Here is a 26561-nt window from a genome sequence, read left to right as displayed (position 1 = left end):
TTCACTGGCCTGAAAAATAGAGGCGTCGAAGGGCACGATCGAAGCCCTGAACGAAATAGCCTGAATTGCCTCCATCTCCGTCAATCCAGGAGGGGTCTTCCTTCAGATGTTTTCGCCGCAGTATGTCGGCCGGCTTGTTCGATTTCTTGAACGTAAGAGACTCGCGGAACGCGTAGTGTGAAAACAGTCGCATGAACTCACCGAGGTAGATGTCGGAGACCGCGTCGTTGTTTTCAATGACCAGCATGTTCTCATCATTTGTGTCGGTCGATGCCTGCGAAAAGTTCGCGGATCCAACAATGACAATCGGCTTGGATCCAAGCGGGTCGATCAGCATGTATTTCGTATGAACGAACCGAACGTTTACATCCTCCTGGATTCGGTCGATTTCTTTTAACCAGCGATCGAATGCGTTGATTGTGATGTAGTTGCCGACGGCAACGGTTGTGTTCGGTCGCTTCCGGATCCGATCGACCTCGGCCGCTTGCACCTTATAGCTCCTGCCATTGCCTTTCTTCTCCATGAGGGCGAAGCGTAATACGTCGTCTGTCTGGTCATAGACGGTCACGAACCGACTGTTCATGCCGAATGCGAAGGTGGTGAAGATAGCCCGCTCCGCATTTCCTGCAAGCTGCGCATACCAGTCGAGAGCGGTGAGGTCTGTCCGTGGGGAGAAGACGGCGACGGTATCGCCTGACGTGTTTATCTGCTGCGGTGGGGTTGGCGAAATCGCCGTGGCGGCTATAGCTGTCGGCCGAACCGTCTGGTCCTTATTTAGGACTTCCCAGTAGGCAAAATAGGCTTCTGCAATCTTTCGGTCTCGAACGATGTGTGCATTGTTCGAATGACCAAAAATTCCATTGTCGCTGAGGTTGGTCGAGCCGGTCCACACTTCGGAGAATGTTCCCGCTCGCCGGAGGACGAAGAACTTATTGTGCGCGAATTGCCCGGACCGAGTGCGAGCTTTGGTGAGACCCGCGATCCCGGAGCCTTTCAGTGCATTTTCGTTGCCCTCACGCTGGCTATCGCCGTCGTAAAGGACTTTGATCTTGGCGCCACGATCATGCGCTGCCCTGATCGCTGCATGAATTCGCTTGTTCTCGAATTCAAAGATGGCGCCATACAGTTCATCTCCCTGACCTGCCCGGCTCAGGAAGGTCTCGAGGCCCTCGACTAGGCCACGCGACAACCAATCGTAGGCTGCCTGCCCCACCTCATCTGGCGGGAGGTTTTGAAAGCGCCGGGCATATTCCTGCGAAGCGATTGCCCCGCGGTTAAAGAAGATCGCATGCTTGCCTTGATCAATGCGCTCCGTCGTCACCGTGAGGGACACATCCACGTCCTCGACCAGGACACCAGGCTGCCCAGCCATTGCTACGATTCTATACGTGTATTTCCTCCCAGGTGACGGGGTGTAGTCGGACCACTGAAACGTTTGCAACGGATGCCGGAACGACGACACCGGAACGCCCGGATCCGGATGCGGGTCAACGCTCTCAAACGTTTTCAGACCTGGCAGCCATATTTTCTCGTCATCCTCATGTCGGGTGCGTTGGATGGCAAAACCAAGGATACCGCGCGTGCGGATATCGTTCTCGCTCATGTCCCAACCGAGAACAACGACATTGGTGCCCGCCACCGCGAGTGCCGTGAGACCGTTGCGACTGCCCTTCTTCCTCATCGTTACCTCCTCCGGGGAATAATGCCGACGGGAGCTTCTCACCATGCGGGTAGTCCTGCAAGGCAAGGTAGAATATGCGACTTGGCGTCCTCTACGCTATGCTCGCATCAGACCTAAAGCCCGTGGTTGTTCATTCCGGGCCCGGACATGTGACGGCGAACAGAGAGGCGATGGCCAAGCTGTTCGACCGGGGATCGAAGGGATCGCGGATGGTTGTGTGCGTCGATATGTTGGGAGAGGGTTTCGATTTGCCCTATCTCAAGATCGCGGCTCTGCATGACAACCACAAAACCTGCGGCCGGAGTGTTGGCACCCCGACAGTCGCGTCCAATGACGGCCATCACACCGCGCTTACGGTGGGCTCACGCCCGGCATTCACGATCGAGCGGCCTTTGTGGTCCCGCGTTTTGCTTCCATTGCCTGAAAGCGCGGTGAACTTCCCACCGCACCCAATTGCTGCAACCCCCAACTTCACCTACATTGACCAAGTGGTAAAAAAGACGCGTTCCAAAACGCGCAATCAATCAGAGGGGAATTTAATGCATAGCAATTCCTTCAATTTGGCCATTTCCAGAAGAACCCTGATCAAAGCTGCCGGCGCCTCCGCCGTGGTGGCCGCGGCGGGTCTGCCGGGTCGTCTGTTCGCTGCGGACCCGATAAAGGTGGCGGCCATCTATACCGTCCCGGTCGAGCAGCAGTGGGTCAGCCGTATCCACAAGGCGGCTAATGCCGCCAAGGAGCGCGGCGACATCGAATATGTCTATTCGGAAAACACCGCGAACAACGATTACGAGCGCGTCATGCGCGAATATTGCGAGGCCGGCCACAAGCTGATCCTGGGCGAGGTCTTCGGCGTCGAGGATGCCGCCCGCGCCGTCGCCAAGGACTATCCGGACGTCGCCTTCCTGATGGGCTCGAGCTTCAAGCCAGATGCCGCCGTACCGAACTTCTCGGTTTTCGACAACTATATCCAGGACGCATCCTATCTGTCCGGCCTCGTCGCCGGCGCGATGACCAAGTCCAAGAACATCGGCATGGTGGGAGGCTATCCGATCCCGGAGGTCAACCGGCTGATGAACGCATTCATGACCGGCGTAAAGGAAGTGGCCCCGGACACCAAGTTCCAAGTCGCCTTCATCGGCTCGTGGTTCGATCCGCCCAAGGCCAAGGAGACCGCATTCGCCCAGATCGATGGCGGTGCGGACCTTCTGTATGCCGAGCGGTTCGGCGTGTCCGACGCCGCCAAGGAGAAGAAGATCCTGGCCATCGGCAATGTTATCGATACCCAGGCGGACTATCCGGACACCGTTGTCGCCTCCGCGCTGTGGCATTTCGAACCGACGCTCGACAAGGCGATCGCCGAAGTGAAGGCCGGCACTTTCAAGGCCGACGACTACGGCGTCTATTCCTTCATGAAGAACGGCGGCTGTTCGCTCGCGCCTCTCGGCACCTTCGACAGCAAGGTTCCGGACGACATCAAGGCCAAGGTCGCGGAGAAGGAAAAGATGATCAAGGACGGCTCGTTCACCGTCGAGATCAACGACGCCGAGCCGAAGTCGAGCTAGCCCTCCCTTCCTCCCGTTCATGGGAAAGGTGGTTGGCAGTGCCGGACGAAGGATTGCCCTTCGCCTGCAGCGACCATTCTCTCCCTGGACGGGAAAGGAAGCCTCCCCCGTAACGCCACTTCCGGTCACCGACGTGTCAAGCAATCCCGCCCTTCGTCTTTCCCGCATCAGCAAGCGTTTCGGCCCGCTCAGGGCCAACGACGCCATTTCCTTCGACCTGAAGCGGGGCGAAGTCGTCGCGCTTCTCGGGGAGAACGGTGCCGGCAAGACGACGCTGATGAACATTCTCTTCGGCCACTACGTCGCCGACGAGGGAACCGTCGAGGCCTTTGGCAAGCCGCTTCCGCCGGGAGATCCACGCGCGGCCCTTGATGCCGGCATCGGCATGGTCCACCAGCACTTCACCCTTGCCGACAACATGACGGTGCAGGAAAACATCGCACTTGGCACGCAGAGCCTCTGGCGCATGCGGCTCGACCGGGCCGCAGCGCGGCGGCGCATCGAGCAACTGTCCGCCGATTTCGGCCTCGCCGTCGATCCCGCGGCCACCGTCTCCACCCTTTCGGTCGGCGAACGCCAGCGCGTCGAGATCCTGAAGGCCCTTTATCGCGAAGCCCGCATCCTGATCCTGGACGAGCCGACGGCCGTTCTGACACCCGCCGAGACCGATGCGCTGTTCCGGACGCTGAAGCTGCTCGTCGCCAAAGGCCTGTCGATCATCTTCATCTCCCACAAATTGCACGAAGTGATGGCTGTCAGCGATCGTGTGCTGGTTCTGCGCTCCGGCCAGCTCGTCGGCGAGCGCGAAACAGGCTCGACCGATCGCAAAGAACTCGCGGCCCTCATGGTTGGCCAGGAGGTCAAGCCGGCGGAGGTCAGCCCGGTGAAACTGGGCGCACCGTTGCTGGCGCTCGAACGCGTCTCCACGACACCGTATAACGGGGCCGGTCTCGATAAAGTGTCGCTCACGCTCACAGCCGGTGAAATCACCGGGCTTGCCGGCGTTGCCGGCAATGGCCAGGCTGTCCTTGCTGCCCTCATCGCCGGCATCCGGCGTCCAACCGGCGGCAGCATTTCCATCGCCGGGCGGGAAGTCGCCGACTGGTCGCCGCGCGCCGCGCTCGCCCATGGCGTGGCCCGCATTCCGGAAGACCGCCACGCTATCGGCAGCATCGGCGACATGAGCGTGACGGAGAATGTCATCGCCGAACGCTACCGGAGCCCGCGGTTCAGCCGCATGGGCTTCCTGAACTGGAAGGCCGCCGGCCGCTTCGCCGAGAAACTCATTGCCGACTACGACGTCAAATGCCCCTCGCCCGAGGCCCGCATACGCCTGCTCTCGGGCGGCAACATGCAGAAGCTCATCCTCGGCCGGGCCCTCGATCCCGACCCGGCGGTCATCCTTGCAAGCCAGCCGACCCGCGGCCTCGATGTCGGCGCCGTCGCCTATGTTCATCGCATGCTGCTTGAAGCGCGAGACAGGGGCGCGGCGATATTGCTGATTTCGGAAGACCTCGAGGAAGTCCTGGCATTGTCCGACCGTATCATCGTCATGTCCAAGGGACGCTTTTCGACGCCGTCTTCGCGCGGCGAGCGCAGCATTCGGGAACTGGGGGAGCTGATGGCAGGCCACAGCGCGGAGCGCAGCGATCATGCGGCTTGAGCCGAAGCCCGCACCGTCCTTGGCGGTCACCTTGCTGTTTCCGCTGGCAGCCATCGCCACAACGCTGATGCTGACGTCGTTACTGGTTCTCGCCGCTGGTGCTTCGCCACTGTCCGTCTTCTATCTCGTGGCCAAGGGCGCGGCCGGCTCACAGTTCGCGCTGCTGGAAACCTTGACCCGCGCGACGCCGCTGATCTTCACGGGCTTGGCGATCGCCGTCGCCTTTCGGGCCAAACTCTGGAACATCGGCGCAGAAGCCCAACTCTACATCGGTGGCGTCGTCACCGTGCTGCTGGGAACCGGCGCACTGCCGCTACCTTCCGTCATTCTGATCCCGGTGATCATGGTCGCCGTCATGGCCGCAGGCGCGCTGCTTCTGCTCGGCCCGGCCGTGCTGAAGACCCGCTTCGGCGTCGACGAGGTGGTCACCACGCTGCTGCTCAATTTCATCGTCCTGCTGTTCGTGTCGATGCTGCTTCAAGGTGTGCTCAAGGATCCGATGGGGCTCGGCTGGCCACAATCGCAGAAGGTCATCGCCGAAGCGCAACTGCCGCGCCTCATCCAGGGCAAGCGCCTGCACTACGGCTTCGTCATCGCCCTTGCTTCGGCCGTTCTCGTCTGGGTCGTCATGAAAAAGACGGTTCTCGGCTACGAAATGCGCGCTGTCGGCCACAATTCTGAGGGCGCACGGTTTGTCGGCATTCTGGTCAACCGGACGCTGATGAAGACGGCGTTGCTTTCGGGCGGTTTAGCCGCGCTTGCTGGCTTTTCCGAAGTCTCGGGGCTCAAGGGCAACCTGACGCTCGACCTGTCGCCGGGTTACGGCTACACCGGCATCGTCGTCGCGATGCTCGCCATGCTCAATCCGCTCGGCGTCATCGCATCGGCCGTCTTCGTCGCCGGCATCTTCGTCGGCGCCGATGCCATGAGCCGTGCAGCCAAGGTGCCGAGTTACATAGCGGACGTCATGGTCGCCACCTCGCTTCTGACGATGGTTGTCGCGATCCTTCTGACGCGATTCCGGATCAGGTGGAGGTGACATGGACGCTCTCGATATCCTCTTCACCGCCTCCTTCTGGGTTGCCGCAATCCGAATAGCATCGCCGCTGATCTTCGCGACCATGGGCGAGTTGATCTGCGAGCGCGCGGGCGTTCTCAACCTCGGCATCGAGGGGATCATGACGGCAGGCGCGTTCGCGGGCTGGTTCACCGTATATTCTGGTGGCGATCTTTGGGCCGGCGTGCTGGTAGCCGCCCTTGTCGGCGCCATGTTCGGGCTTTTGCACGCCACGCTCACGGTACCGCTCGGCCTGTCACAGCACGTCGTCGGTATCGGCGTTACGCTGCTTGCCACGAGCCTTACCTATTTCACCTATCGGCTTGCACTGCCCGAGGTGACCTCGCCGCCAAAGATCGAGCCGTTCCAGCCCCTGCCGATCCCGGGCCTGTCCAGCATTCCCGTCGTTGGTGAGGCGCTGTTTACCCAGACGCCGCTCACCTATCTCGCATTCGTATCGGTCGCAGCCGTCGCCTGGATCCTCTATCGCACGCCCGTCGGCCTCGCCGTTCGCGCCGCCGGCGAAAACCCGTCGGCGGTCGAGGCGCAGGGCATTTCGGTCACCGGGATCCGCATGGGCGCCGTGGCCGTCGGCAGCGCGCTGATGGCGGTCGGTGGCGCCTTCCTCACCATCTCGGCCTTCAATTCCTTCTTCTTCCAGATGATCAATGGCCGCGGCTGGATCTGCATCGCGCTGGTCGTCTTCGGTTCCTGGCGGCCGGGTAAGGCGCTGATCGGCGCAATCCTGTTTGCCGCCTTCGATGCCTATCAGGTTCGCCTGCAGCAGATATCGGGCGGCATCGTGCCCTATCAGGTCTTCCTGATGATGCCCTATGCGCTCTCGATCCTGGCGCTGATCCTGGTCGCACGCCGCGCCACCTATCCCAAAGCTTTGATGATCCCGTACCAGAAAGGCGAAAGATGAGTTTCGACCTGATCGTAAAGGGCGGCACGCTGCCCGATGGAACCGTCGCCGATATCGGCATCAAGGGCGACAGGATCGCTGCGATCGAGCCAAGCATCGATGCCGAGGCCGGTCGTGTCGTCGATTCCTCGGGCAACCTCGTCAGCCAGCCCTTTGTCGATCCGCATTTCCATATGGACGCAACGCTGTCCTACGGCCTGCCGCGTATCAATGCCTCGGGCACGCTGCTCGAAGGCATCGCGCTGTGGGGCGAACTCAAGCCGCTCCTGACCCACGAGGCCGTCAAGGAACGCGCGCTGGCCTATTGCGACTGGGCGGTCTCGATGGGCCTCCTCGCCATCCGCACCCATGTCGATACCTGCGACGACCGCCTTCTTGCGGTGGAAGCGCTGCTCGAAGTGAAGAAGGAGATCGCGCCCTATATCGATCTCCAGCTCGTCGCCTTCCCGCAGGACGGGCTCTATCGCTCGCCGAATGCGCGCGAGAACACCATCCGCGCCCTCGACATGGGCGTCGACATCGTCGGCGGCATCCCGCATTTCGAGCGGACCATGTCCGACGGCACGCGTTCCGTTACCGAACTTTGCGAGATCGCGGCCAAGCGCGGGCTGATGGTCGACCTGCATTGCGACGAGACCGACGACCCGCTGTCGCGACATATCGAGCAGCTTGCCTATGAGACCCAGAGGCTCGGCCTGCAAGGCCGGGTGACTGGCTCGCACCTCACCTCGATGCATTCGATGGACAACTACTACGTCTCGAAGCTGCTGCCGCTGATTGCGGAAGCTGGTGTCTCGGCGATCCCCAATCCGCTCATCAACATCATGCTGCAGGGGCGGCACGACACCTATCCCAAGCGCCGTGGCCTGACGCGAGTGCCCGAGATGCTGAAGGCCGGCATCCGCACCGGCTGGGGTCAGGATTGCGTGCTCGATCCCTGGTACTCCCTCGGCACAGCCGATATGCTCGACGTCGCCTTCATGGGACTGCACGTCGCCCAGATGTCCTCGCCCGCGGACATGCGCACCTGCTTCGACATGGTCACCAAGGTCAATGCCGAGATCATGGGACTCGATCATCTCGGCCTAGCCATCGGCAAATCGGCAAGCCTCGTCGTGCTCGATGCGGGCAACCCCATCGAGGCGGTGCGCCTGCGCGCCGAGCGGCTTTGTGTCGTCGCGAAGGGCAAGGTCGTGGCTGAACGCGAGAAGCGCGATACGGCCCTGTCCATCAAGGGCCGTCCGGCGACCATCAACCGCCGCCACGTCGTGCCACCGCAAGCGCGTTGAACGAACTGGACGAGAACAAGCTTCAAAACCTCAATGCGCGCGCACCCCGGCTCGATCGAGTGCCGTCGCAACGCCTTGCAACGAGATCGAGAACAGAACGGCCGCGCCGCCATCGGCGGCCTTGACCTTTAATGTGATGCGGGCGGCCGGCGCGGAGGCCCTCCTGCCAAGCCTGGCCGCGTGCCCATGCCTCGTTGTAGACGAGAGCCAAGTCAGAGACCCTTCGTGTCTGCTGGAGTGCTTCGAACAGCCATCCTCCTGAAACCATGGCCAATTTGTCTCTGTTGCATTTGAAAATGGAATCCGCCCTCAGCGCATCATCGCCAGCGCGGCCGTGAAGAAATCCTCGCCTCCGAAGTTTCCCGATTTCAGCGCCAGTAGCATATCGCCCTGCGCATTGCCGACCGTTCGCAGCACCGGCACGCCGGGCGCGATCTCCGGGCCGATCAGGAAGGCTGGAATGGCCAGCCTGTCGACCGCGGCACCCGAGGTTTCTCCGCCTGCGACGACCAAGCGCCGCACGCCTCTTGCTACCAGCTCGGCGGCGATGATCGAAGTCGCGGTTTCGATCGCGTGGCCGGAGGCCTCCCGTCCGTATTGCGACTGCAGCTGCAAAACGGTTTCAGGCGATGCGCTCGCCGCGATGACGACCGGACCGGCGGCAATGCGGTCTCCAGCCCAGGAAATCGCAGCGGCAATCTCGTCCGGGCCGGCAAGCAGCCGCTCCGGGTCGAGCCGCAGGACGGGCATCGACCGTTCGGCGACATCGAGTTGCCGCAGCGTCGCCTTGGAGCAACTGCCGGCAACGACCACGGCAGGCCCGCCCACCGGGCGAATGGCATCCGCTGTCGTCGTCCCCCCGGACGATACCCGGCCGGAGCGGACGAGTGCGCGGGCAAGGCCGAGGCCGAGCCCCGACGCGCCGGTGGACACCGGCGTTTCGAGGGCGATCTCGCCGAGCGTTTCAAGATCGCGTTCGAAGACCGCGTCCGCTATCGCCGTCTTGACGCCGGTGACCTGCAGAGCCTCGAGCCGGGCTCTTACCGTATCAGGTCCCGCAGCGATTGCCGGCAGATCGATGAGGCCGACGGCGCCACGCGACTGTCTGGTCATGACGCGCACAAGATTGGCGTCGTGCATCGGGTTGAGGGGATGATCCTTGAGCGGGCTTTCATTCAACGGCTCTCCGTTAACGAAGAGGTGGCCGAAATAGACGGTGCGTCCCGTTTCCGGAAAGGCGGGCGTAACCAGCACCAACCCGCCGCCGGCAGCGGCGCTCAGGGCCTCCGTCACCGGACCGATATTGCCGGCGTCGGTGGAATCGAAGGTCGAGCAGATCTTGTAAAGCACATGGGCCGCTCCGCGCTCGCGCAGCCATCGTTCGGCTTGCGTCGCTGCAGCCACGGCGTTAGCGGCCGCGACCGAGCGGATTTTCAGCGATACGACGACCGCGTCGACATCCGGCAGCGCCAGGGACGGATCGGGAATACCGACCGTCTGCACGGTGCGCAGGCCGTTTTTCGTCAGTGTGTTGGCAAGGTCTGACGCGCCGGTGTAATCGTCGGCGATCGATCCAAGCAGGATGGTCATCAGCTAGCTCCGTGCAAAAGGTCTGAACCAGTCGAGGCCGTCCAGCGTACGACCACGGGGGATGTATTCGCAGCCGACAAAGCCGCCGTAACCGAGTCGGTCGATTTCCACGAACAGATAGGGATAGTTCAACTCCTCCCCGTCCGGCTCGTTGCGCGACGGCACGCTGGCGATCTGGATATGGCCGGTGATCGGCAGCAGGCGGCGCAAGGCCATGACCACGTCGCCATGCAGGATCTGGCGGTGATAGATGTCGAACTGCAGTTTCAGGTTCGGCATACCGAGTTCCGCGATCAGCTTTTCGGCCGCGCCGAAGTCATTGAGGAAGTAGCCCGGCATGTTTCGCCCGTTGATCGGCTCGAGCAACAGGTCGATGCCCTCCTCTGAAAGCCGCCCCGCAACGTAGGCGACGGAGCGCCGGTAAGATGAGGCTGCGTCTTCGTCGTGGGGATCAGCAAGGCCGGCCATCAGGTGCAGCCGCCCGACACCCGTCGCCGCCGCATAGTCCAGCGCCCGCTCGACGCCCGCTTTCAGCGCATCGAACCGTCCGGGAAGCGCCGCGATACCCCTCTCGCCGGCGGCCCAATCGCCCGGCGGCAGGTTGAACAAGGCCTGCTGCAGATTGTTGCGGGCGAGCCGTTCGGCGATTGCCTCCGGTGCGGCTTCATAGGGAAAGAGATATTCGACGGCGGCAAACCCGGCATCGGCCGCGGCGTCGAAGCGGTCGAGGAACGGCCATTCGTTGAACATCATCGTCAGGTTGGCGGCGAAAACCGGCATGGTGGCGTTCCTTACGGCTTCTGAGGCTCTTTGGTCGCACCGGGCAATGTTGCACCCGACAGCTGGGCGTAGAGCCGCGCGAGCGAGGAATCGTCGTCGCGGCCCATGCCGGCTCCGGACGCACCCAAATACATCTGCAGGGCCGCAGCTGCGAGCGGTACCGGATAGCGCTCGCAGCGAGCCATATCCTGGACGATGCCGAGGTCCTTGACGAAAATCTCGATGCTGCTCAGCGGAGTATAGTCTCCGGCCAGCACATGCGGCACGCGGTTTTCGAACATCCACGAATTGCCAGCCGAGGCCGTGATCACCTCATAGACCTTGTCGAGGTCGAGGCCCTGCTTGGCGGCGAAGGCTATGGCCTCGCAGGCCGCCGCGATGTGCACGCCGGCGAGAAGCTGGTTGATCATCTTGAAGGCAGCACCGGTTCCGGCCGCGTCGCCGAGCTCGTAGACCTTGCCCGCCATGGCGTCGAGACCCGGGCGGGCCGTGTCGAACGCCTGCCTGGAGCCGGATGCCATGATCGTCAGTTCGCCGTTTGCCGCCTTGGCGGCGCCACCCGAAATCGGTGCGTCGAGATAATGCAGACCAAGAGCCTCCACCCGTTGTGCCAGATCGCGCGCGACGGCGGGATCCATGGTCGCCGACGAAATGAAGACTGCTCCGGGCTTCATCGTCCTCGCGACACCCTCGACGCCGAACAGCACAGCCTCGGTCTGCGCACCGTTGACGACGACGGAGACGACAATGTCGGCATCCTTTGCCGCACCGGCGGGCGTGGCCGCGCCGCGTCCGCCCTCGGTGGTGAAGCGGTCCACCGCCGCAGGAGTGATGTCATACCCAACGACGTCGAGGCCTGCGCGCTTCATCGACCGGGCCATTCCGAGCCCCATGGAGCCAAGGCCGATGACGGCCGCGACAACTGCGGGGCCTGAGTTTTCAGCAAGCGGTGACATCACGAGTTCTCCAGTCTTGTAAAGGAAGAGCTGCCCCTCCGGATGCTGCCACCCGGAGGGGCCGGTGTTTACCGGTTGACGGTTTTCGCCGGAACCGTCAACACCGCCAGCGAACCGATGACCAGGGCTGCGGCGAGAAGATACATGCCCGCGCTATTGCTGCCCGTAAGATCCTTCAGATAGCCCACCAGAAACGGCCCGAGGAACCCGGCGAGATTGCCGACCGAATTGATCCAGGCGATGCCGGCGGCCGCGCCCGTGCCGGCGAGAAAAGCGGTCGGAAGCGACCAGAAGAGCGGCGCGCAACTGATGGCGCCCGCAGCGGCCAGCGAGAGGCAGACGATTGAGACCGTCGTGCTTGTTGCCGTCGTTGCCGCGACAAAACCACCGGCGGCGATGAGGGCGGGAATGACCAGGTGCCACCGGCGTTCACGCAGCCTGTCGGCGGAGCGTCCGAGCACCAGCATGGCAACGAACGTGCAGATATAGGGGATAGCGGAAATCAGGCCGATATTCAGGTTCCCGCTGACGCCGGAGGCCTTGACTATGGAGGGCATCCAGAAATTCAGGCCGTATTGCCCAAGCACGAAGCAGAAATAGATGAGGCACATCAGCCAGACGCGGCGGTCCGTCAGCGTTCCGGTAATGCTGTGCGGGCTCGAGGCCTTGGCCCGGTTCTCCGCCTCGATATTGGCCGCCAGCACACGCTTTTCGTCTTCGTTCAGCCATTTCGCGTCACGGATCGTATCATCAAGGTAGAAGAACGTGGCGACGCCGAAAAGGATGGCCGGGATGGCTTCGATCAGGAACATCCACTGCCAGCCGGAAAGGCCATGCGTGCCGTGGAAGCTGTCCATCAAGAGACCCGAAAGCGGATTACCGAAAATGGCGGATATCGGGATTGCGGACATGAAGGTGGTGATGATTCTGCCGCGGCGATGGGCCGGATACCAAGCGGTCAGATAGAGAATGATGCCGGGGAAAAATCCCGCTTCGGCAACGCCCAGCAGGAAACGTAGGACATAGAAGACGGCTTCCGACGAGGTGAACATGAAGGCGGCGGAAATGACGCCCCAGGTGACCATGATGCGGGCAATCCACACCCGCGCGCCGACCTTGTTCATGATAATGTTGCTCGGCACTTCAAACAGAAAATAGCCGATGAAGAAAATACCTGCGCCGATGCCATAGGCCGCTTCCGAGAGGCCGAGCTCACTCGACATCTGCAGCTTCGCGAAGCCGACATTGACGCGGTCGAGATAGGCGACCACGTAGCACAGCATCAAAAAGGGAACGATTCTCCAGAATACCTTGCCATAGGCCCGGTCTTCCACCGTCTGTGCGGCGTACGCGCCATCGACTTGCGCCTGCGTTTGCAGCGTCATGATTTTCTCCTCCAATTGTTGCCGCGGTCTCCTTCCGCGGCACGCCGAGCCAATAATGGCAGCGCTGCCATTTTCTTTAATCCATTTTGGCAGCGCTGCCAACGCAAAATTGGTAGCGCTGCCAAAAAAATCTTGCTTCTTGAAGAGAGTGGTGAAAAATGAGGACTGCATGGTGGGCGACACCGGAGGGATGACGCCTTAGCGGCTGAAGCGCCCACCCAAGGCCGGGTTCGAAAGTGACTATGGAGTTCAAACACCAGGCGACAGTGACGCTTGCCGAGGTCGCGGAAGCGGCCGGCGTCGGCGAGAGCACGGTCTCGCGGGTGCTGCGCAACCACGGCTCGTTTTCCGGCAAGACGCGGGACCGGGTGATGGCTGCGGTCGAGCGGCTCGGCTATGTGCCGAACCGGATCGCAGGAACGCTCGCCTCCACCGCTTCGCGCCTTGTCGCCTTCGTCATTCCCTCGCTATCCAACATCGTCTTTCCCGATGTACTGCGCGGCGCCAGCGCCGTTCTGGAGGAAAACCGGTATCAGGCGGTCTTCTCCGTCACCGACTATGACCCGGGGAAGGAAGAAGCGCTTGCCGCCGCGATGCTCGCCTGGCGGCCCGCGGCGGTGATGCTGGCGGGGTACGAGCACACGGAGGGCACGGTGAAGATGCTGCGCGCAAGCGGCTGCCGGATCGTCGAGCTGCTCGATCTGGACGGCGATGCGCTTGATCTGGCGGTCGGTTTCTCCAACCGCACAGCCGGGCGCGAAAGCGCGGCTTTCCTGCTCAAGCGAGGCTATCGCCGGATCGGGTATGTCGGCCACGACCTCGACCGCGATACCCGCGCCGGCAAGCGGTTTTCCGCTTTTTGCGAAACGCTGGGCGCGCATGACGCCCCCCTCGCCGATCGCGAAATTCTCGCCGGGGCATCGTCGGTGGAAAACGGCAGGCTGGGACTGGAGCGGCTGCTCGCCCGGATGCCCGATCTCGACGCGGTCTATTTCTCCAACGACGACATGGCGCTGGGCGGCTATTTTCACTGTCTGGCGCGGGGGATTGCGATCCCCTCGCAGCTTGCCATTTTCGGCTATAACGGCCTCGATATCGGCCGGGCAACGCCGCAGCCGCTCTCGACCATCCGCACGCCCCGCGTTGCGACCGGACAGGTGGCTGCACAACTTGTCGTCACCAATTCGCCACCCCAGGTCGTCGATCTCGGTTTCGAGCTGATCGAAGGGGCAACCGCCTAATACTGGAGGAACAATCATGTCCGAGGCGCGCCTGCGTGAGGAAATCTGCCGCTACGGCCGCTCGCTGTTCGAACGCGGGCTGACGCCCGGGTCGTCGGGCAATATATCGCTGCGGCTGGAGGATGGCGGCTGGCTGGTCACGCCGACCAACGCCTCGCTCGGTTTCCTCGACCCGGCCCGTATCTCAAGGCTCGATGCCGCCGGGCGTCTCGTGTCCGGCGACAAGCCGACCAAGGAAATTCCGCTTCACACGGCCCTCTACGAAACGCGCGGCAGCGCCCGCGCCATCGTCCATCTTCATTCCACCCACGCGGTTGCGCTGACCATGCTGCCGGAGATCGATCCGCGCGCCGCCCTGCCGCCGATGACGCCCTATTATCTCATGCGCGCCGGCGAGACCGCACTGGTCCCCTATTACCGTCCCGGCGATCCGGCGGTGGCCGACGCGATCCGCGGGCTGGCGGGCAAATATTCGTCGGTCCTTCTGGCCAATCACGGACCAGTCGTCGCCGGCGACAGCCTGGAGGCGGCCGTTTTCGCCACCGAGGAATTGGAGGAGACGGCGAAGCTCTATCTGCTGCTGCGCAACCTCAACCCCCGTTACCTCAGCCCGGCGCAGGTGGCAGATCTCACCGAGACCTTCGGCCTCGACCTGCCGTCGCATCACGACCACGACCACGATTGATGCGCTATCGCCTGAAGCAGGCACTCATTCCTTCACCGCCCCGGTCATGGACGACACGTAATAATCGACGAAGAAGGAATAGAGGATCACCACCGGCAGCGAGCCGAACAGCGCGCCCGCCATCAGCGCTCCCCATTCGAACACGTCGCCGCGGACCAGCTCCGTCAGCACGCCCACGGGCACGGTCTTGTTCTCCGAAGACTGGATGAAAGTGAGCGCATAGATGAACTCGTTCCAGGAAAGCGTGAAGGCAAAGATACCAGCCGAGATAAGGCCGGGGACGGCAAGCGGCAGGATAATCTTGATCAGGATCTGCCAGCGCGTCGCACCATCCACCAGCGCGCTCTCCTCGAGCTCGAACGGGATCGACCTGAAATAGCCCATCAACAGCCAGGTGCAGAAGGGAATGAGGAAGGTCGGATAGGTAAAGATCAGCGCCAGCCTGGAATCGTAGATGCCGAACTTGAAGACGATGAATGCCAGCGGAATGAACAGGATCGAGGGCGGCACGAGATAGGCGAGAAAGATCATCAGGCCCACCGGCCGCGAGCCCGAGAACCGCACCCGCTCGATCGCGTAGGCCGCAAAGACCGAAGCCGCAAGCGACAGAAACGTCGCGCAGGTCGCCACCAGCATCGTGTTCCACAGCCAGCCTGGATAGGAGGTTTCGAGCAGCAGGTACTTGATATGGTCAAGCGTCGGCCCGACCACCCAGAAGGGGCTGTAATTGTTGTAATCCGTCAGCTGCGAATTCGGCTTCACTGCAGTGATCGCCATCCAGTAGAACGGAAAGAGCAGCACGAAGACGAACACCGCCATCGGAAGATAAACCATCACGATCCTGCGTGGCAGGCGGTTGAGATAGCTCATTCCCTGTACATCATCTGTCAGAACGGCATCTTCGGATTTCACGGTCGTTGTCATCGTCATTCTCCCCCAATCAATCCTGGCCGCCCTGCTGCCATTTACGGCGTTGCAGACCGAAGAAGCTGAACATGATGGCGGCAAGCAGGAAGGGGATCATCGCCACAGCGATCGCCGCCCCCTCGCCCAACTGTCCGCCGGGAATGCCGCGCTGGAAAGACAGCGTCGCCATCAGATGCGTCGCATTCACCGGCCCACCCTTGGTGAGCACATAGATGAGCTGGAAATCGGTGAAGGTGAACAGCACCGAGAAGGTCATGACGACGGCAATGATCGGCGTCAGCATCGGCAACGTCACATAGCGGAAGCGTTGCCAGCTCGTTGCACCGTCCAGCGACGCCGCCTCCTGCAGCGAAGCCGGAATGGTCTGCAGGCCAGCCAGCAACGAAATGGCGACAAAAGGAATGCCGCGCCAGACATTGGCTGCGATCACCGAGGCTCGGGCATTTTCCGGATCGCCCAGGAAGTTAATCGGACTGTCGATCACGCCGAGCTGCATCAGCGACCATGAAATGATCGAGAACTGCGCATCGTAGATCCACCAGAAGGCCAGCGCCGAGAGCACGGTGGGAACGACCCAGGGCAAGAGTACGATTGCCCGGAAGAAGGACTTGAATGGCAAATTTTCATTCAGCAGCAGCGCCAGCCAGAGCCCGAAGACGAATTTCAGGATCGACGCCACAATCGTGTAGAGCAGCGTGTTGAAGACCGAGAGCCAGAAGACCGAGTCCTCGGCAAGGAAGATGTAGTTTTCGAGCCCGATGAACACCCCGTCACGACCGATGCGCGTGTCGGTAAAGCCAAGCCAGACGCCGAGACCGAGTGGATAGGTGAGGAAGCAGACAAGGAAGACGGCGGCCGGAAGCATGAAGAGGAAACCAATCATGTTCCTGTTCTGCATGAGCGAGGCCATCGCGGATGGCGGCTTCCTGGATGACGCTGTGGACATCGGACATCTCCCGTATAGCGGATTGGGGAACGGGTATCGGCGGGGCATTTCCGCCGATACCTTGTCTCAGCGGCCTATGCAGGCCACGTTGGGATTTAGACCCGGTAGTAGCGGTTTGCCCGGCGCTCAGCCTCTACAATTGCCTCTTCCGGCGTCATCTGCCCCGTAACCGCGGTGGCGAACATGTCGACCAGCACGTAGTCGGCCATGACGCCGGCGGACGCATAGCCGAGCGGGCCGGCATAACCGTTCGGGCGCAGCGTTTCGGAGGCGCGCGCATAAGGCGCGTGGATCGGATCGGACGTCCAGACGGGATTGTCGGCGAAAGCCTTGAGCGGCTGGCAGCAATACGCGCTGGAGCCCGTGATCCAGGCATTCATCTGGTCGGCCTCCATCATGAACTTGATATAGGCCTTGGCCGCTTCCGGATATTTCGTATGGCTGAAGAGCAGCAGCGAACTCGTCTGATGCAGCTCGACGCTCTGGCCGACCGGACCGACAGGGAAGTTCGTGGTGCGGATGTCGGCTGAAAGTTCCGCCATCGCCGGGTCCTTCTTCGACGCATAATAGAGCGAGACGCCGTTCGCCGTCAGCGACACCTGGCCCGCCAGGAAAGCCCGGTTGTTGTTGATGTCGAGCCAGCTCTCGGTGCCCGGAATGAAGGTCTCGTAAAGCGCCTTGGCATAGTTGACCGCTTTGAGCGTCTCGGGGCTGTTGATGACGACCTTGCCACCTTCATCGACCATCTTGCCGCCATGGCTCCAGAGCAGCCAATGGGCATAGTTGTTGCCGTCGCCGACGGCCTTGCCGTGCGGGAAGCCGGCTGGCGTGCCCTTGGCCTTCATGGCTTTGCAGAGTTCGAGGAATCCGTCGGTTTCCTTCGGAAATTCGCTGAAGCCGGCCGCCTTCATGTGACTATCCCGGTAGCAGATCGCATTGCCGATGGCCGCCAGCGGCATGGCGATGAACTTGTCGCCGCGCGAAGCATAACCCTTAACGCCATCGTACCAGCCGCCGTATTTGCCGCCGAGGTAGTTGGCGAGTTCGGTCAGATCGACGAGCTTGTCCGGATATTGATGGGCATCGTCGAACCAGCACATCACCATATCCGGCCCGGAGCCGACATTGGCAGCGACGGCCGCTTTCGGGCGGATGTCTTCCCAGCTTTCCTTGTCGATGCGGACCTCGACACCGGTCGCTTGGGTGAACTTCGCGGTGTTGGCAAGCCATGCATCCTCGTCACCCTTGACGAAGGGTGTCCAGCGCAACAGCCTCAGGTTTGCACCGTCCTCCGGCTTGTAGGCCGGCTCCGCCCCTTGGGCGAAAGACGAGCGGATGCCGAAAGGCGAAAGGCCGGCCATGCCCGCGACCGCGGCGGATGCGGCAAGAAAATCACGTCTCTTGAAAGTCATAGTGCTCCTCCTGGTGACACGGGACATCATCCTTTCCGGCACCCGCCGTCCCGTTTGGCGAATGCTGAGTTAATGGCTTCCGGAAATGCCGGAATGCCGGCCGATGCGTCAGGGCTCCTCTTCCCTCACGCAACGCAAAACGGGACGGTATCAGTCGGTCAGCCGCACGCCGGTTTCGGCGTCGAACAGGTGCACATGATCGGCATCGATCGATAGGTGGATTGCCTCGCCCGGCCGGGCGGTCACGCGCTCACGGAAAACGCAGGTGACGTCCGTGCCCCCGAAGCGCACGATCAACTGCGTCTCGTAGCCGGTGGGCTCGATAACCGCGACGGTCACGGGAAACCCGTTCGGGTCGAGCGACATATATTCCGGCCGCAAGCCGTAGATCAGATCACGCCCTCTGGCCGCCGATGGCGGCCGCGCGACGGGCAGCGCCATGCCATCGGTTGCGATAAAGCTATTCGGATTTTGCGGGTCGAGCCTGCCCTTGATCATGTTCATCGCCGGCGAACCGATAAAACCCGCGACGAAAAGATTGGCGGGACTGTCGTAGAGGTCAAGCGGCGCGCCGATCTGTTCGACAATGCCGTCATGCATGACGACGATTTTGTCGGCCATGGTCATCGCCTCGATCTGGTCATGCGTGACATAGACGGTGGTCGTCTTCAGCCGCTGGTGCAGTTCCTTGATCTCGGCGCGCATTGCTACCCGCAGTTTCGCATCGAGGTTGGACAGCGGTTCGTCGAAGAGAAACACCTGCGGATCGCGCACGATCGCCCTGCCCATGGCCACGCGCTGGCGCTGGCCGCCGGAGAGCTGGCGCGGATAGCGGTCGAGCAGCTTGGTAAGTCCCAAAATTCCGGCCGCGGTGCCGACGCGCTTCTCGATCTCGGATTTCGGCGAGCCGTTCAGCATAAGGGAGAAAGCCATATTGTCGGCGACCGTCATATGCGGGTAGAGCGCATAGTTCTGGAACACCATGGCGATATCCCGATCCTTGGGCGGCAGGGCGTTGACCACCTTGTCGCCGATGCGGATCTCGCCCGCTGAAATGTTTTCAAGCCCGGCCAGCATTCGCAGAAGCGTCGATTTCCCGCAGCCCGACGGGCCGACAAGGATGACGAATTCGCCATCCTCGATTTCGATGTTCACGCCCTTGATGACGGGAAAGGCTCCGAATGATTTTCTGACATCGACGAAGTCAACGCCTGCCATATGCTTTCCTCCCTGTGAATTTCATCTGACATCGGCGGATTGTCCGGCGGCCTCCTCATGCCGTTCTCGGACCCCGTCCGGTTCCCTCTCGACTGCCCTTACCCTCGGCCCACCAGCGGCATCTTCGTCGCCATGACCGTCATCGTCAGCACATTCGCCTCCAGCGGCAGGCTTGCCATGTAGACAACGGCCTCCGCGATATGCGCGACCGGGATCGTCGGCTCACTGGCGGTCTCGCCATTCGCTTGCAACACCCCGGCATTCATCTTCGACGTCATGTCGGTCGCGGCATTGCCGATATCGATCTGGCCGCAGGCGATGTCATATTTGCGCCCGTCGAGCGCGGTCGACTTGGTCAACCCCGTGATCGCATGCTTGGTTGCCGTATAAGGCGCGGAGTTCGGCCGCGGCGTCTGGGCCGAAATCGAGCCGTTGTTGATGATCCTCCCGCCGCGCGGCGCCTGCGCCTTCATCAGCCGGAACGCCTGCTGTGTGCAGAGAAAGGCACCCGTGAGGTTTGCGGCGAGAATACCGCTCCATTGCTCGAAGGTCACATCTTCCAGCGACACTGGCGGCACGGTGGAACCAGCATTGTTGACCAGCAAGTCGAGCCGGCCGAACTCCGTGCGGATCGCCTCGAAAAGGCGAGCGACCGCAGCCGGGTCGCCGATATCTGCAACGATCGCCCGCACGGTTCCTCCCGTTTGCACCGCTATGTCGCCAGCGGCTTTATCTAGCACGTCGGCGCGCCGGCCGGTGATGACGACGGTATAACCCTCCGCGCTCAAGGCCCCGGCGATGCCGCGTCCGACGCCCGTGCCGCCGCCCGTCACCAATGCGATCTTGCCTTCGCCGGATTTCAAAGCGCGGACCATCTCAGATATGTCCTCCGAGTTCGTCTTCGATATGGATCCTGATGATCTCGTCGAAGTTGGTTTCGGCTTTGAAACCCAGTTGGGAAGCACGCCGCGCGTCGAAATCGGTCGCCCAGCCTGAAACAATCGACTGGATAACCGGGTCGGGCTCACGGCGGATGAGCTTGACGGCATTCTCACCGGCCACACGCCGAAGCGCCTCGATCTCTTCACCAACGAGGGCGGAAAGGCCAGGCATGGTCAGGTTGCGTCTCGGGCCGATCGCGGACGTATCCATCCGCGCGGCATGAATGAAGAAACCGACCGCCGAACGCGGGCTTGCAAACCAGTGGCGCAAGTTCTCGTCCACCGGCAACACCGCCTCCTGACCTGCCAGCGGCTCGCGGAGAATATTGGAAAAGAAGCCGGACGCCGCCTTATTGGGTTTGCCGGGGCGGATGCAGATCGTCGGCAGGCGGATGCCGACGCCATCGAAAATGCCGCGCCTCGAATAGTCGGCGAGAAGCAGTTCGCAGATTGCCTTCTGCGTACCGTAGCTCGTCAGTGGCGTGGTAAAGAACTCGTCGCCGATCTTTTCCGGGAAAGGCTTTCCGAAAACGGCGATCGACGAGGCGAAGATGACCCGCGGAACGTAGCGCTCCCGCAAACCCTCATGGCGGATCGCCTCGAAGAGCGCCCGCGTTCCGTCAAGATTGACCTTGTAGCCCTTGTCGAAATCAGCCTCGGCCTCACCGGAAACGATCGCCGCGAGATGGAAGATCACGTCGGGGCGCAAAGCGACCAGTTTCCCGGCGGCGTCTTCGGTTGAAAGATCAAGCGCGAGTGCCTTCGCGACCGGCGACAGCCCTTGAGGCACAGGCGGCTCGATCACATCCACCAGCGTCAGCCTGGAAATATCGTAGCCAAGCGCGCCTTCCTCTGAGGCGAGCTTCTCCACCAGCTTGCGGCCGACCATCCCGGCCGCTCCAATCACCATGACATGCATTTCCGGCGAACCTCCCCGTCTGCCGTCCGGCTCAGCCGGATCAGCCTGCTTTCCCGCTCTTGTTCTTTTCCCGTTTTTTCTGCCCGCTTCCCGCAAGCAGTTCCTTCGTCGTGTCGTAGATCCGGGTGAGATGCTGACGAAATGCAGCGATCACCGCGTCCCGGTCGCGCCGCTCCAGTGCCTCCACGATCTCGGTGTGATCGTCATAGCTGGCATCGATAGCGCCCGGCCGTGACATCGCGCTGCGCCGGTAGTCCATCATGTAGGTGTAGAGATCGGTGACGAAATCGGACAGCAGCGGGTTTCCGCAAGCCCGATAGATTCCCATGTGGAATTCGCGGTCGCAGATCAGGAAGCGCATGGCGTCATCGCCACACAGCTTCTGCGCTTCGAGCAGGCTTTTGAGCTTGCCCAGCGTCTCTTCATCAAGCCGATCGGCAGCATCGCCGACGACCTTCAGCTCGATATGCAGCCGGGCCGCATGAACATCGTCGAGATCGTAGCTGTCGATGGCGTTGGGCGAAGCGATGGTAACGGTGAGATGGCTGAGATCGACATTGCAGATCCGTGTGCGGCTGCCCTGAGACACCTCGACGATTCCGCGCGCGGCGAGCGTCTGGATGGCACCGCGCACAGTCTCGCGGCTGACATGAAGCACATTGGCGAGTTCCCGTTCACCCGGCAAGACGTCGCCGGGGCGCAGCATGTTGGTGGCGATTAGCACCATCAGCTTGTCGGCGATGAGGTCACGAGCCGTGCGCCGGTCGAGACTCTGCCCGACCTTTGGCATTTGCGTGAGTATCGGGCTGCCGTCCATCGCCAACATCACCTCCAACTGACCCACTGGTTGGTCCAGCAGATCAGTTTCTATGGAGCCGCGAAAAGTATGACTAGTCAAGACAGGTTCGTTGCTGCACCGCATCAAAGATCGGCCCTGGAATGGCGCCGCTGCCGGTCACCTTGCGCTTCGGTGGTCTGGGGGAGCGCGGCAGCCTATCCTTGATGAGGATCAGGATTGAGTAAAAATGACCGCATAGGGAGACTGGGGCGGGGCGATCCATCTGTCGCGCTGATCAGCGCCATGACGATCTTCAACCATTGGCCGGAAGATCTCTATAAGCGCCTGATTGCGGAGGGAAAGCAGCGCCCGCTGCTGCTCAATGCCGCCCGCGTCGAGCCGCAACTCGGCTCGCCGGCGCGCGGCGGCCTCCCGGCAACACTCGCCCGCCCGCTATGACCTTCGTAAAATTCGCCTTCAACATCCGAACTTTTGCGTCGATTTCAGCCCGCCACAATACGGGCTGAAAAGTCAGGAGATATGCGACAGATCGTCGAACCAGACACCGCTAAAATTCGGTTCAACGGGGCCGGTAAGGAATACACTCCCGGCACCGTCCCACCGGACCGTAACCGTTCCACCATCGCATTCAACTTCTACAGAGCTGTTCAACAAACCGCGCCGGATTCCATTTACGACTGCGCCGCAGGAACATGACCCCGAGCCAAGTGGGATACCGCCACCGCGTTCCCAAATACGCAAACGAATCCGCATCGGGCTTATTACCTGAACAAAATGGACATTGGTTTTCAGCGGAAACAACGGGTGGGATTCGAACTCCGGTCCAAGCGTCCCCACGTCCAGAGTCTCGGCGTCTTCGACAAAGAAAGTGCAATGCGGATTTCCCATGCTGCAAGCAGATGGAGCGCCGGGTAGTGGTAGCTGCAGAGTGTCTGTCTGTTGGGCGATCGGCACATCCCGCCAATCTACAAGCGGCTCGCCCATATCAACCGATATCAGGCCATCCGTTTCGTGAGAGCAAGTAAGAAGCCCACGATTGGTTCGGACTACTACGGATGAGGATCTGGTTTCTCGCAGTAGCTTCCAGGCAACGCCTCGTGTGGCGCTACCACAAGCATTGAGCGTCGAACCGTCCGGATTCCAGAACGTAAGCCGAGCCGCCGCGTCCTCGCAATCCGTCAGCACCGCGAGCTGATTGAAGCCTATTCCCCGGTTCCGATCTCCAAGCCGTTTGGCGATATCCCGATTGATGATGTTTGCTTGCCCACGTAGATCGACAATAACGAAGTCGTCCCCGTTCGCGTGCATCTTCTGAAAGCTCAATGACATTGTTGATCCCAAGGTTCACTTCGTCGCAAACTTGCCGATTTCTGCACCAATTGAATTGCAGAATTTTGCAACGTGAGAAAGCAGGATTTCGCGACACGGGCGTTGCATGCCTCCGTCATGCAGCAACGCTCAAGTCACGGTCGGGATTTCTGCCTCACGCGCGTGAACTGCGGCCACGGAGGGGCCGCTGCGATCCGCTGGATGTAGGCCACGATATTGGGCCGGCGTCCGAGATCGCACAAATTTCCCGACTAAAAATAGGCTGGGGAACGAGGCCTGCTCCTCGCCTGGCGAAACAGGACGAGGAGCGTTCGTATATCTTCACGTCGTGGCCATCACGACCGAGAAGGATCGCCGCGAATGCCCGGCTAACGAGCCACCCACAATTCGGATGCGAAGAGGTTTCATGGCTAGGACTCACCGAGCGGACCGGACACGATCGACAGCGCGTATCACTGAGGCGACCAGGCCCAGGGTTCCACCAAGGACGCTGACGCCGAACCATCCCACATGCGACCAGACATAGGTTGCGAGAGCCGCGCCCGCCGCGCCGCCAAGGAACATGGCGGTCATGAAGATGGTGTTGAGGCGGCTACGAGCCTCGTGGTCAAGAGCGTAGACGATGTGCTGGTTCGAAACCAGGGCGCTCTGAATGCCGAAATCAAGAACGATCACGCCGATGATCAGGGCGATCAACGAACTCCACACTCCGAAAACACCCCATGCCACCAGCGTTAGCAGCGTTCCAAGCCAGACAACGAAGTGCGGGCCCTTTCGGTCGGCCACCTTGCCAGCGAGTGGCGCCGCGAATACGCCCACCGCGCCCACGATGCCGAACAAGCCCGCGACATCTGCGCCAAGGTTAAACCGCGGTGTCGCGAGATAAAAGGCGAGCACCGTCCAAAACGCCGTGAACGAACCGAACAGCGCCGCCTGCATCAAGGCCGCCGACCTAAGAGCGGGCTGCCTCTTCCAAAGATGGGCCAACGACCGCAACGCGGTGCCATAAGGCATGCGGGAGGTGGGTGCATGTGACGGGAGAGTGACGAACATCAGCGCCGAGGCAAGCAGCGCCATCGGCACGCCGAGCCAGAACATTTCGCGCCATCCGAAATGCTCGCCGACAAACCCGGACAAGGTTCGGCTAAACAGGATACCCGACAGCACGCCCGCCATTACCGTGCCGATCGTTGACCCCCGTTTCTCTGGCGGAGCCAACGATGCCGCGAAAGGAACGATTTGCTGCGCAACGGTCGAGCTCGCGCCAACGATCAGCGAGGCCGCCACGAGTAGCCAGGCCGACGGTGCCGTCGCGGCCAGCACCAGCGCAGCGGCGAGAATGATGAACTGGACGATGATAAGTTTGCGTCGATGCACGATGTCACCGAGCGGAAGAAGGAAAAACAGGCCCAACGCGTAACCAAGCTGCGTTGCGGTGGGAATGAAGCCGGTTATGGACTGGTCACCAAACTCGCTCTCGATGATGCCGAGCATCGGCTGATTGTAGTAGATGTTCGCCACCGCGATGCCGCTCGCGGCGGCCATGGCGAAAAGCGCTGTCTTTCCAAGGTTGGTATGGGACGTTGTCCTATGACTTTCAGGGATATCCATGATGCTCACCAAGGTTGCTAGAGAATGTCGGCACGTATCTAGCTTTTTATCTTGGATAGATTTAGTGGTCCTTGACGTTCCGCCTCTATAACGGAAACCGATATAATGAACACCGATGACGTGCTTGTCTTCACGACCGCAGTGAGCGCTGGAAGCTTGGCAGAGGCCGGAAGGCGGCTCGGCCTGGCACCGATGCTTACAAGCCGACGTTTGTCTTCGCTGGAAGCCACGCTCGGCGTGCGCCTTCTCCATCGGACCACGCGGTCCCTGTCCCTCACTCCGGAAGGCGAGACTTTTCTTCCCTTCGCGCACGCCCTCGTCGAGAACCAGGCGGAGGCAATGGCCCGCCTCCGATCGGAAACCCGCGGCGCCGCTGGTCTTCTACGCGTATCGGTTCCGGTGGCGTTCGGCACAAAGTTCGTCACACCGCTGGTCCCGGGGCTTCTAAGCGCCAATCCCGATTTGCGTATCGCCCTGGAGCTTACGGATGCCTTGCCTGATCTGGTCGCGACCGGAACCGATCTGGCGATCAGGATTGCACGCCTCCGCGATAGCAGCCTTATCGCGCAGAAGCTTGCGGACAACCCACGTGTCGTCGTGGCCGCCCCGAATTACCTTGAGGAACGCGGCACACCGGCAACTCCCGACGAGTTGGTCAATCACGATTGCCTCCCACTTCGTGGAGCAACTCATTGGACCTTTCAGGTTGACGGCGTTGAGCGTCACGTGCGCCTGAGTTTTAGGTTCACGTCCAGCAATATCGAAGGCTGCCATGCCACCTGCCTTGCCGGTGGGGGAATAGCACTCCTCTCCTTATGGAATGTCGCAGACGACATCCGACAGGGCTGTCTCGTCCCCCTGCCACTTGGCGGAGCCAGGCCGGAAACGATCGGAATCTGGGCTGTTTACCCCACGACACGGCTAGTTCGTCCCAAGGTTCGGACATTCATCACGGCTCTTCGAGACAGGCTCGGCAAAGTCGCCGACCTACTTGAGCAAGACGATAACGATCGCCTATCACCCTAGGTGCCCGAAGTTTCAACGTACGCGATGACTGACATGCCAGGACTCAAGCTTGCCTGATTGGGCTGACCCGGATCGATTTTGAACGGACTGAAATCCGCTGCGGTATCTTGATGAAGTTGCCAGTAGCGTTGTCGGTTCGCAAGATTACGCACAGAGACAGGTGACCTGCGAACGCTTGACGTCGATCCTAAAGGGGATCGGCGTAACGCCGACCGACCGTCGATCGACGAAAGACCAATCACCAACATAGAGATCGAAGCCATCTGGGGTCTGCACGCCGCGATCTCGAGCCGCGCGACGAGGGCATCCATCGGCAGCAAGGTAGGTTTGCCGAGAACGACCCGATCACATTCTCGATCCAAACGGGCCCGTGAATGATTGCCGCTCGCGCGCTCTTCAAAAGCGCGTAGACTGTCTCGACCGGCAGATTTACCCCTGGGAGAGGAGATCAGCCATGCATCACTTCACTATAGACCAGGCACGAATATATATTGAGTTAGCGAGCGCGAAATAGTATAATTTGGGCATGGAGACAGACGCACGGAAACTGAGCAAATCAGCGCTTTATGAGCTTCGCCGGCAGGTGGTCCGGTTGTACAAGGCCGGTCACAAAGTG

General features: G+C 61.3%; 22 protein-coding genes and 2 pseudogenes. 9 read left to right on the top strand and 15 right to left on the bottom strand.

Going from position 1 to position 26561, the window contains the following annotated elements:
• Nucleotide 1: 1 nt before the first annotated feature.
• Nucleotides 2-1681 (bottom strand): phospholipase D-like domain-containing protein, encoded by a 1680-nt coding sequence (locus tag AC244_RS16450; RefSeq protein WP_053249908.1) that lies wholly within the window; start codon nucleotides 1679-1681, stop codon nucleotides 2-4.
• A 539-nt stretch (nucleotides 1682-2220) separates the two neighbouring features.
• On the opposite strand from AC244_RS16450, the gene AC244_RS16445 reads away from it, so the two are divergent.
• From AC244_RS16445 to AC244_RS16425, 5 genes are all read left to right on the top strand, one after another.
• Nucleotides 2221-3246: a BMP family protein gene (locus AC244_RS16445; RefSeq protein ID WP_053250041.1), complete on the top strand. Its 1026-nt coding sequence runs from the start codon at nucleotides 2221-2223 to the stop codon at nucleotides 3244-3246.
• A 133-nt stretch (nucleotides 3247-3379) separates the two neighbouring features.
• Nucleotides 3380-4909, top strand: coding sequence for an ABC transporter ATP-binding protein (locus AC244_RS16440; RefSeq protein ID WP_053249907.1), 1530 nt, complete (start codon nucleotides 3380-3382; stop codon nucleotides 4907-4909).
• Nucleotides 4899-5948: an ABC transporter permease gene (locus AC244_RS16435; protein ID WP_053249906.1), complete on the top strand. Its 1050-nt coding sequence runs from the start codon at nucleotides 4899-4901 to the stop codon at nucleotides 5946-5948. The genes AC244_RS16440 and AC244_RS16435 overlap by 11 nt, the downstream gene beginning before the upstream one ends.
• A 1-nt stretch (nucleotide 5949) precedes the next feature.
• The gene (locus tag AC244_RS16430) at nucleotides 5950-6891 is read left to right on the top strand and encodes an ABC transporter permease (RefSeq protein ID WP_053249905.1); all 942 of its coding nucleotides are present in this window, start codon (nucleotides 5950-5952) and stop codon (nucleotides 6889-6891) included.
• Nucleotides 6888-8180: an amidohydrolase family protein gene (locus tag AC244_RS16425; RefSeq protein ID WP_053249904.1), complete on the top strand. Its 1293-nt coding sequence runs from the start codon at nucleotides 6888-6890 to the stop codon at nucleotides 8178-8180. Before AC244_RS16430 ends, AC244_RS16425 begins: the two co-directional genes overlap by 4 nt.
• 309 nt (nucleotides 8181-8489) lie before the next feature.
• Here AC244_RS16425 and otnK read toward each other — a convergent pair whose 3' ends face one another.
• The 4 genes from otnK to AC244_RS16405 all read right to left on the bottom strand — a co-directional run bounded on the left by otnK (nucleotide 8490) and on the right by AC244_RS16405 (nucleotide 12891).
• Nucleotides 8490-9770: a 3-oxo-tetronate kinase gene (gene otnK, locus AC244_RS16420; protein WP_053249903.1), complete on the bottom strand. Its 1281-nt coding sequence runs from the start codon at nucleotides 9768-9770 to the stop codon at nucleotides 8490-8492.
• A 3-nt stretch (nucleotides 9771-9773) separates the two neighbouring features.
• Complete coding sequence (gene otnI / locus AC244_RS16415; protein ID WP_053249902.1) at nucleotides 9774-10550, bottom strand: 2-oxo-tetronate isomerase; 777 nt, start codon at nucleotides 10548-10550, stop codon at nucleotides 9774-9776.
• Between the two features lie 11 nt (nucleotides 10551-10561).
• Entirely contained in the window at nucleotides 10562-11506 is a 945-nt protein-coding gene (gene ltnD, locus AC244_RS16410) for an L-threonate dehydrogenase (protein ID WP_053249901.1), read from the bottom strand.
• A 68-nt stretch (nucleotides 11507-11574) separates the two neighbouring features.
• Nucleotides 11575-12891 (bottom strand): MFS transporter, encoded by a 1317-nt coding sequence (locus AC244_RS16405; protein WP_053249900.1) that lies wholly within the window; start codon nucleotides 12889-12891, stop codon nucleotides 11575-11577.
• Nucleotides 12892-13133: 242 nt separating this feature from the next.
• On the opposite strand from AC244_RS16405, the gene AC244_RS16400 reads away from it, so the two are divergent.
• A complete protein-coding gene (locus AC244_RS16400) occupies nucleotides 13134-14132 on the top strand; it encodes a LacI family DNA-binding transcriptional regulator (protein ID WP_053249899.1) in 999 nt (332 codons plus the stop codon).
• Nucleotides 14133-14148: 16 nt separating this feature from the next.
• Entirely contained in the window at nucleotides 14149-14817 is a 669-nt protein-coding gene (locus tag AC244_RS16395; protein WP_053249898.1) for an aldolase, read from the top strand.
• Nucleotides 14818-14841: 24 nt separating this feature from the next.
• On the opposite strand, the gene AC244_RS16390 is transcribed toward AC244_RS16395, so the two are convergent.
• From AC244_RS16390 to AC244_RS16360, 7 genes are all read right to left on the bottom strand, one after another.
• Nucleotides 14842-15741, bottom strand: a complete 900-nt coding sequence (locus AC244_RS16390; protein WP_053249897.1) for a carbohydrate ABC transporter permease — start codon at nucleotides 15739-15741, stop codon at nucleotides 14842-14844.
• Nucleotides 15742-15757: 16 nt separating this feature from the next.
• Nucleotides 15758-16690 carry a carbohydrate ABC transporter permease gene (locus AC244_RS16385; RefSeq protein ID WP_053249896.1) on the bottom strand — a complete coding sequence of 311 codons (933 nt, stop codon included), beginning with the start codon at nucleotides 16688-16690 and terminating at the stop codon, nucleotides 15758-15760.
• A 95-nt stretch (nucleotides 16691-16785) separates the two neighbouring features.
• Nucleotides 16786-18102, bottom strand: coding sequence for an ABC transporter substrate-binding protein (locus tag AC244_RS16380; RefSeq protein ID WP_053249895.1), 1317 nt, complete (start codon nucleotides 18100-18102; stop codon nucleotides 16786-16788).
• Nucleotides 18103-18252: 150 nt separating this feature from the next.
• Complete coding sequence (locus AC244_RS16375) at nucleotides 18253-19320, bottom strand: ABC transporter ATP-binding protein (protein ID WP_053249894.1); 1068 nt, start codon at nucleotides 19318-19320, stop codon at nucleotides 18253-18255.
• 98 nt (nucleotides 19321-19418) lie between these two features.
• A complete protein-coding gene (locus AC244_RS16370) occupies nucleotides 19419-20195 on the bottom strand; it encodes an SDR family oxidoreductase (protein WP_053249893.1) in 777 nt (258 codons plus the stop codon).
• 1 nt (nucleotide 20196) lies between these two features.
• Nucleotides 20197-21180, bottom strand: coding sequence for a D-erythronate dehydrogenase (gene denD / locus AC244_RS16365; protein WP_053249892.1), 984 nt, complete (start codon nucleotides 21178-21180; stop codon nucleotides 20197-20199).
• A gap of 40 nt (nucleotides 21181-21220) precedes the next feature.
• Complete coding sequence (locus AC244_RS16360; RefSeq protein WP_053249891.1) at nucleotides 21221-21997, bottom strand: FadR/GntR family transcriptional regulator; 777 nt, start codon at nucleotides 21995-21997, stop codon at nucleotides 21221-21223.
• Between the two features lie 216 nt (nucleotides 21998-22213).
• Between AC244_RS16360 and AC244_RS35315 the strand changes: the two are divergent.
• A pseudogene (locus AC244_RS35315) lies at nucleotides 22214-22408 on the top strand (acyl-CoA dehydrogenase); the annotation flags it as partial.
• A gap of 81 nt (nucleotides 22409-22489) precedes the next feature.
• Here AC244_RS35315 and dapF read toward each other — a convergent pair.
• The 3 genes and pseudogenes from dapF to AC244_RS16355 all read right to left on the bottom strand — a co-directional run bounded on the left by dapF (nucleotide 22490) and on the right by AC244_RS16355 (nucleotide 24919).
• The gene (gene dapF / locus AC244_RS35310) at nucleotides 22490-23308 is read right to left on the bottom strand and encodes a diaminopimelate epimerase (RefSeq protein ID WP_082366874.1); all 819 of its coding nucleotides are present in this window, start codon (nucleotides 23306-23308) and stop codon (nucleotides 22490-22492) included.
• A 262-nt stretch (nucleotides 23309-23570) separates the two neighbouring features.
• Nucleotides 23571-23716: pseudogene (locus AC244_RS38095) on the bottom strand (NAD(P)-binding protein); the annotation flags it as partial.
• Nucleotides 23717-23725: 9 nt separating this feature from the next.
• On the bottom strand, nucleotides 23726-24919 hold the full coding sequence (locus AC244_RS16355) for an MFS transporter (protein ID WP_053249890.1): 1194 nt from the start codon (nucleotides 24917-24919) through the stop codon (nucleotides 23726-23728).
• Nucleotides 24920-25024: 105 nt separating this feature from the next.
• Between AC244_RS16355 and AC244_RS16350 the strand changes: the two genes are divergently transcribed.
• On the top strand, nucleotides 25025-25945 hold the full coding sequence (locus tag AC244_RS16350; RefSeq protein WP_053249889.1) for a LysR family transcriptional regulator: 921 nt from the start codon (nucleotides 25025-25027) through the stop codon (nucleotides 25943-25945).
• Nucleotides 25946-26561: the final 616 nt, after the last annotated feature.

Origin of the sequence: Ensifer adhaerens, from assembly GCF_001270265.1 — a bacterium.
In the GTDB taxonomy this organism is placed as follows: Bacteria; Pseudomonadota; Alphaproteobacteria; order Rhizobiales; family Rhizobiaceae; genus Ensifer; species Ensifer adhaerens_B.
The sequence above is the reverse complement of the archived record's forward strand: the minus strand, read 5'-3'. Positions and strand labels throughout refer to the sequence as shown.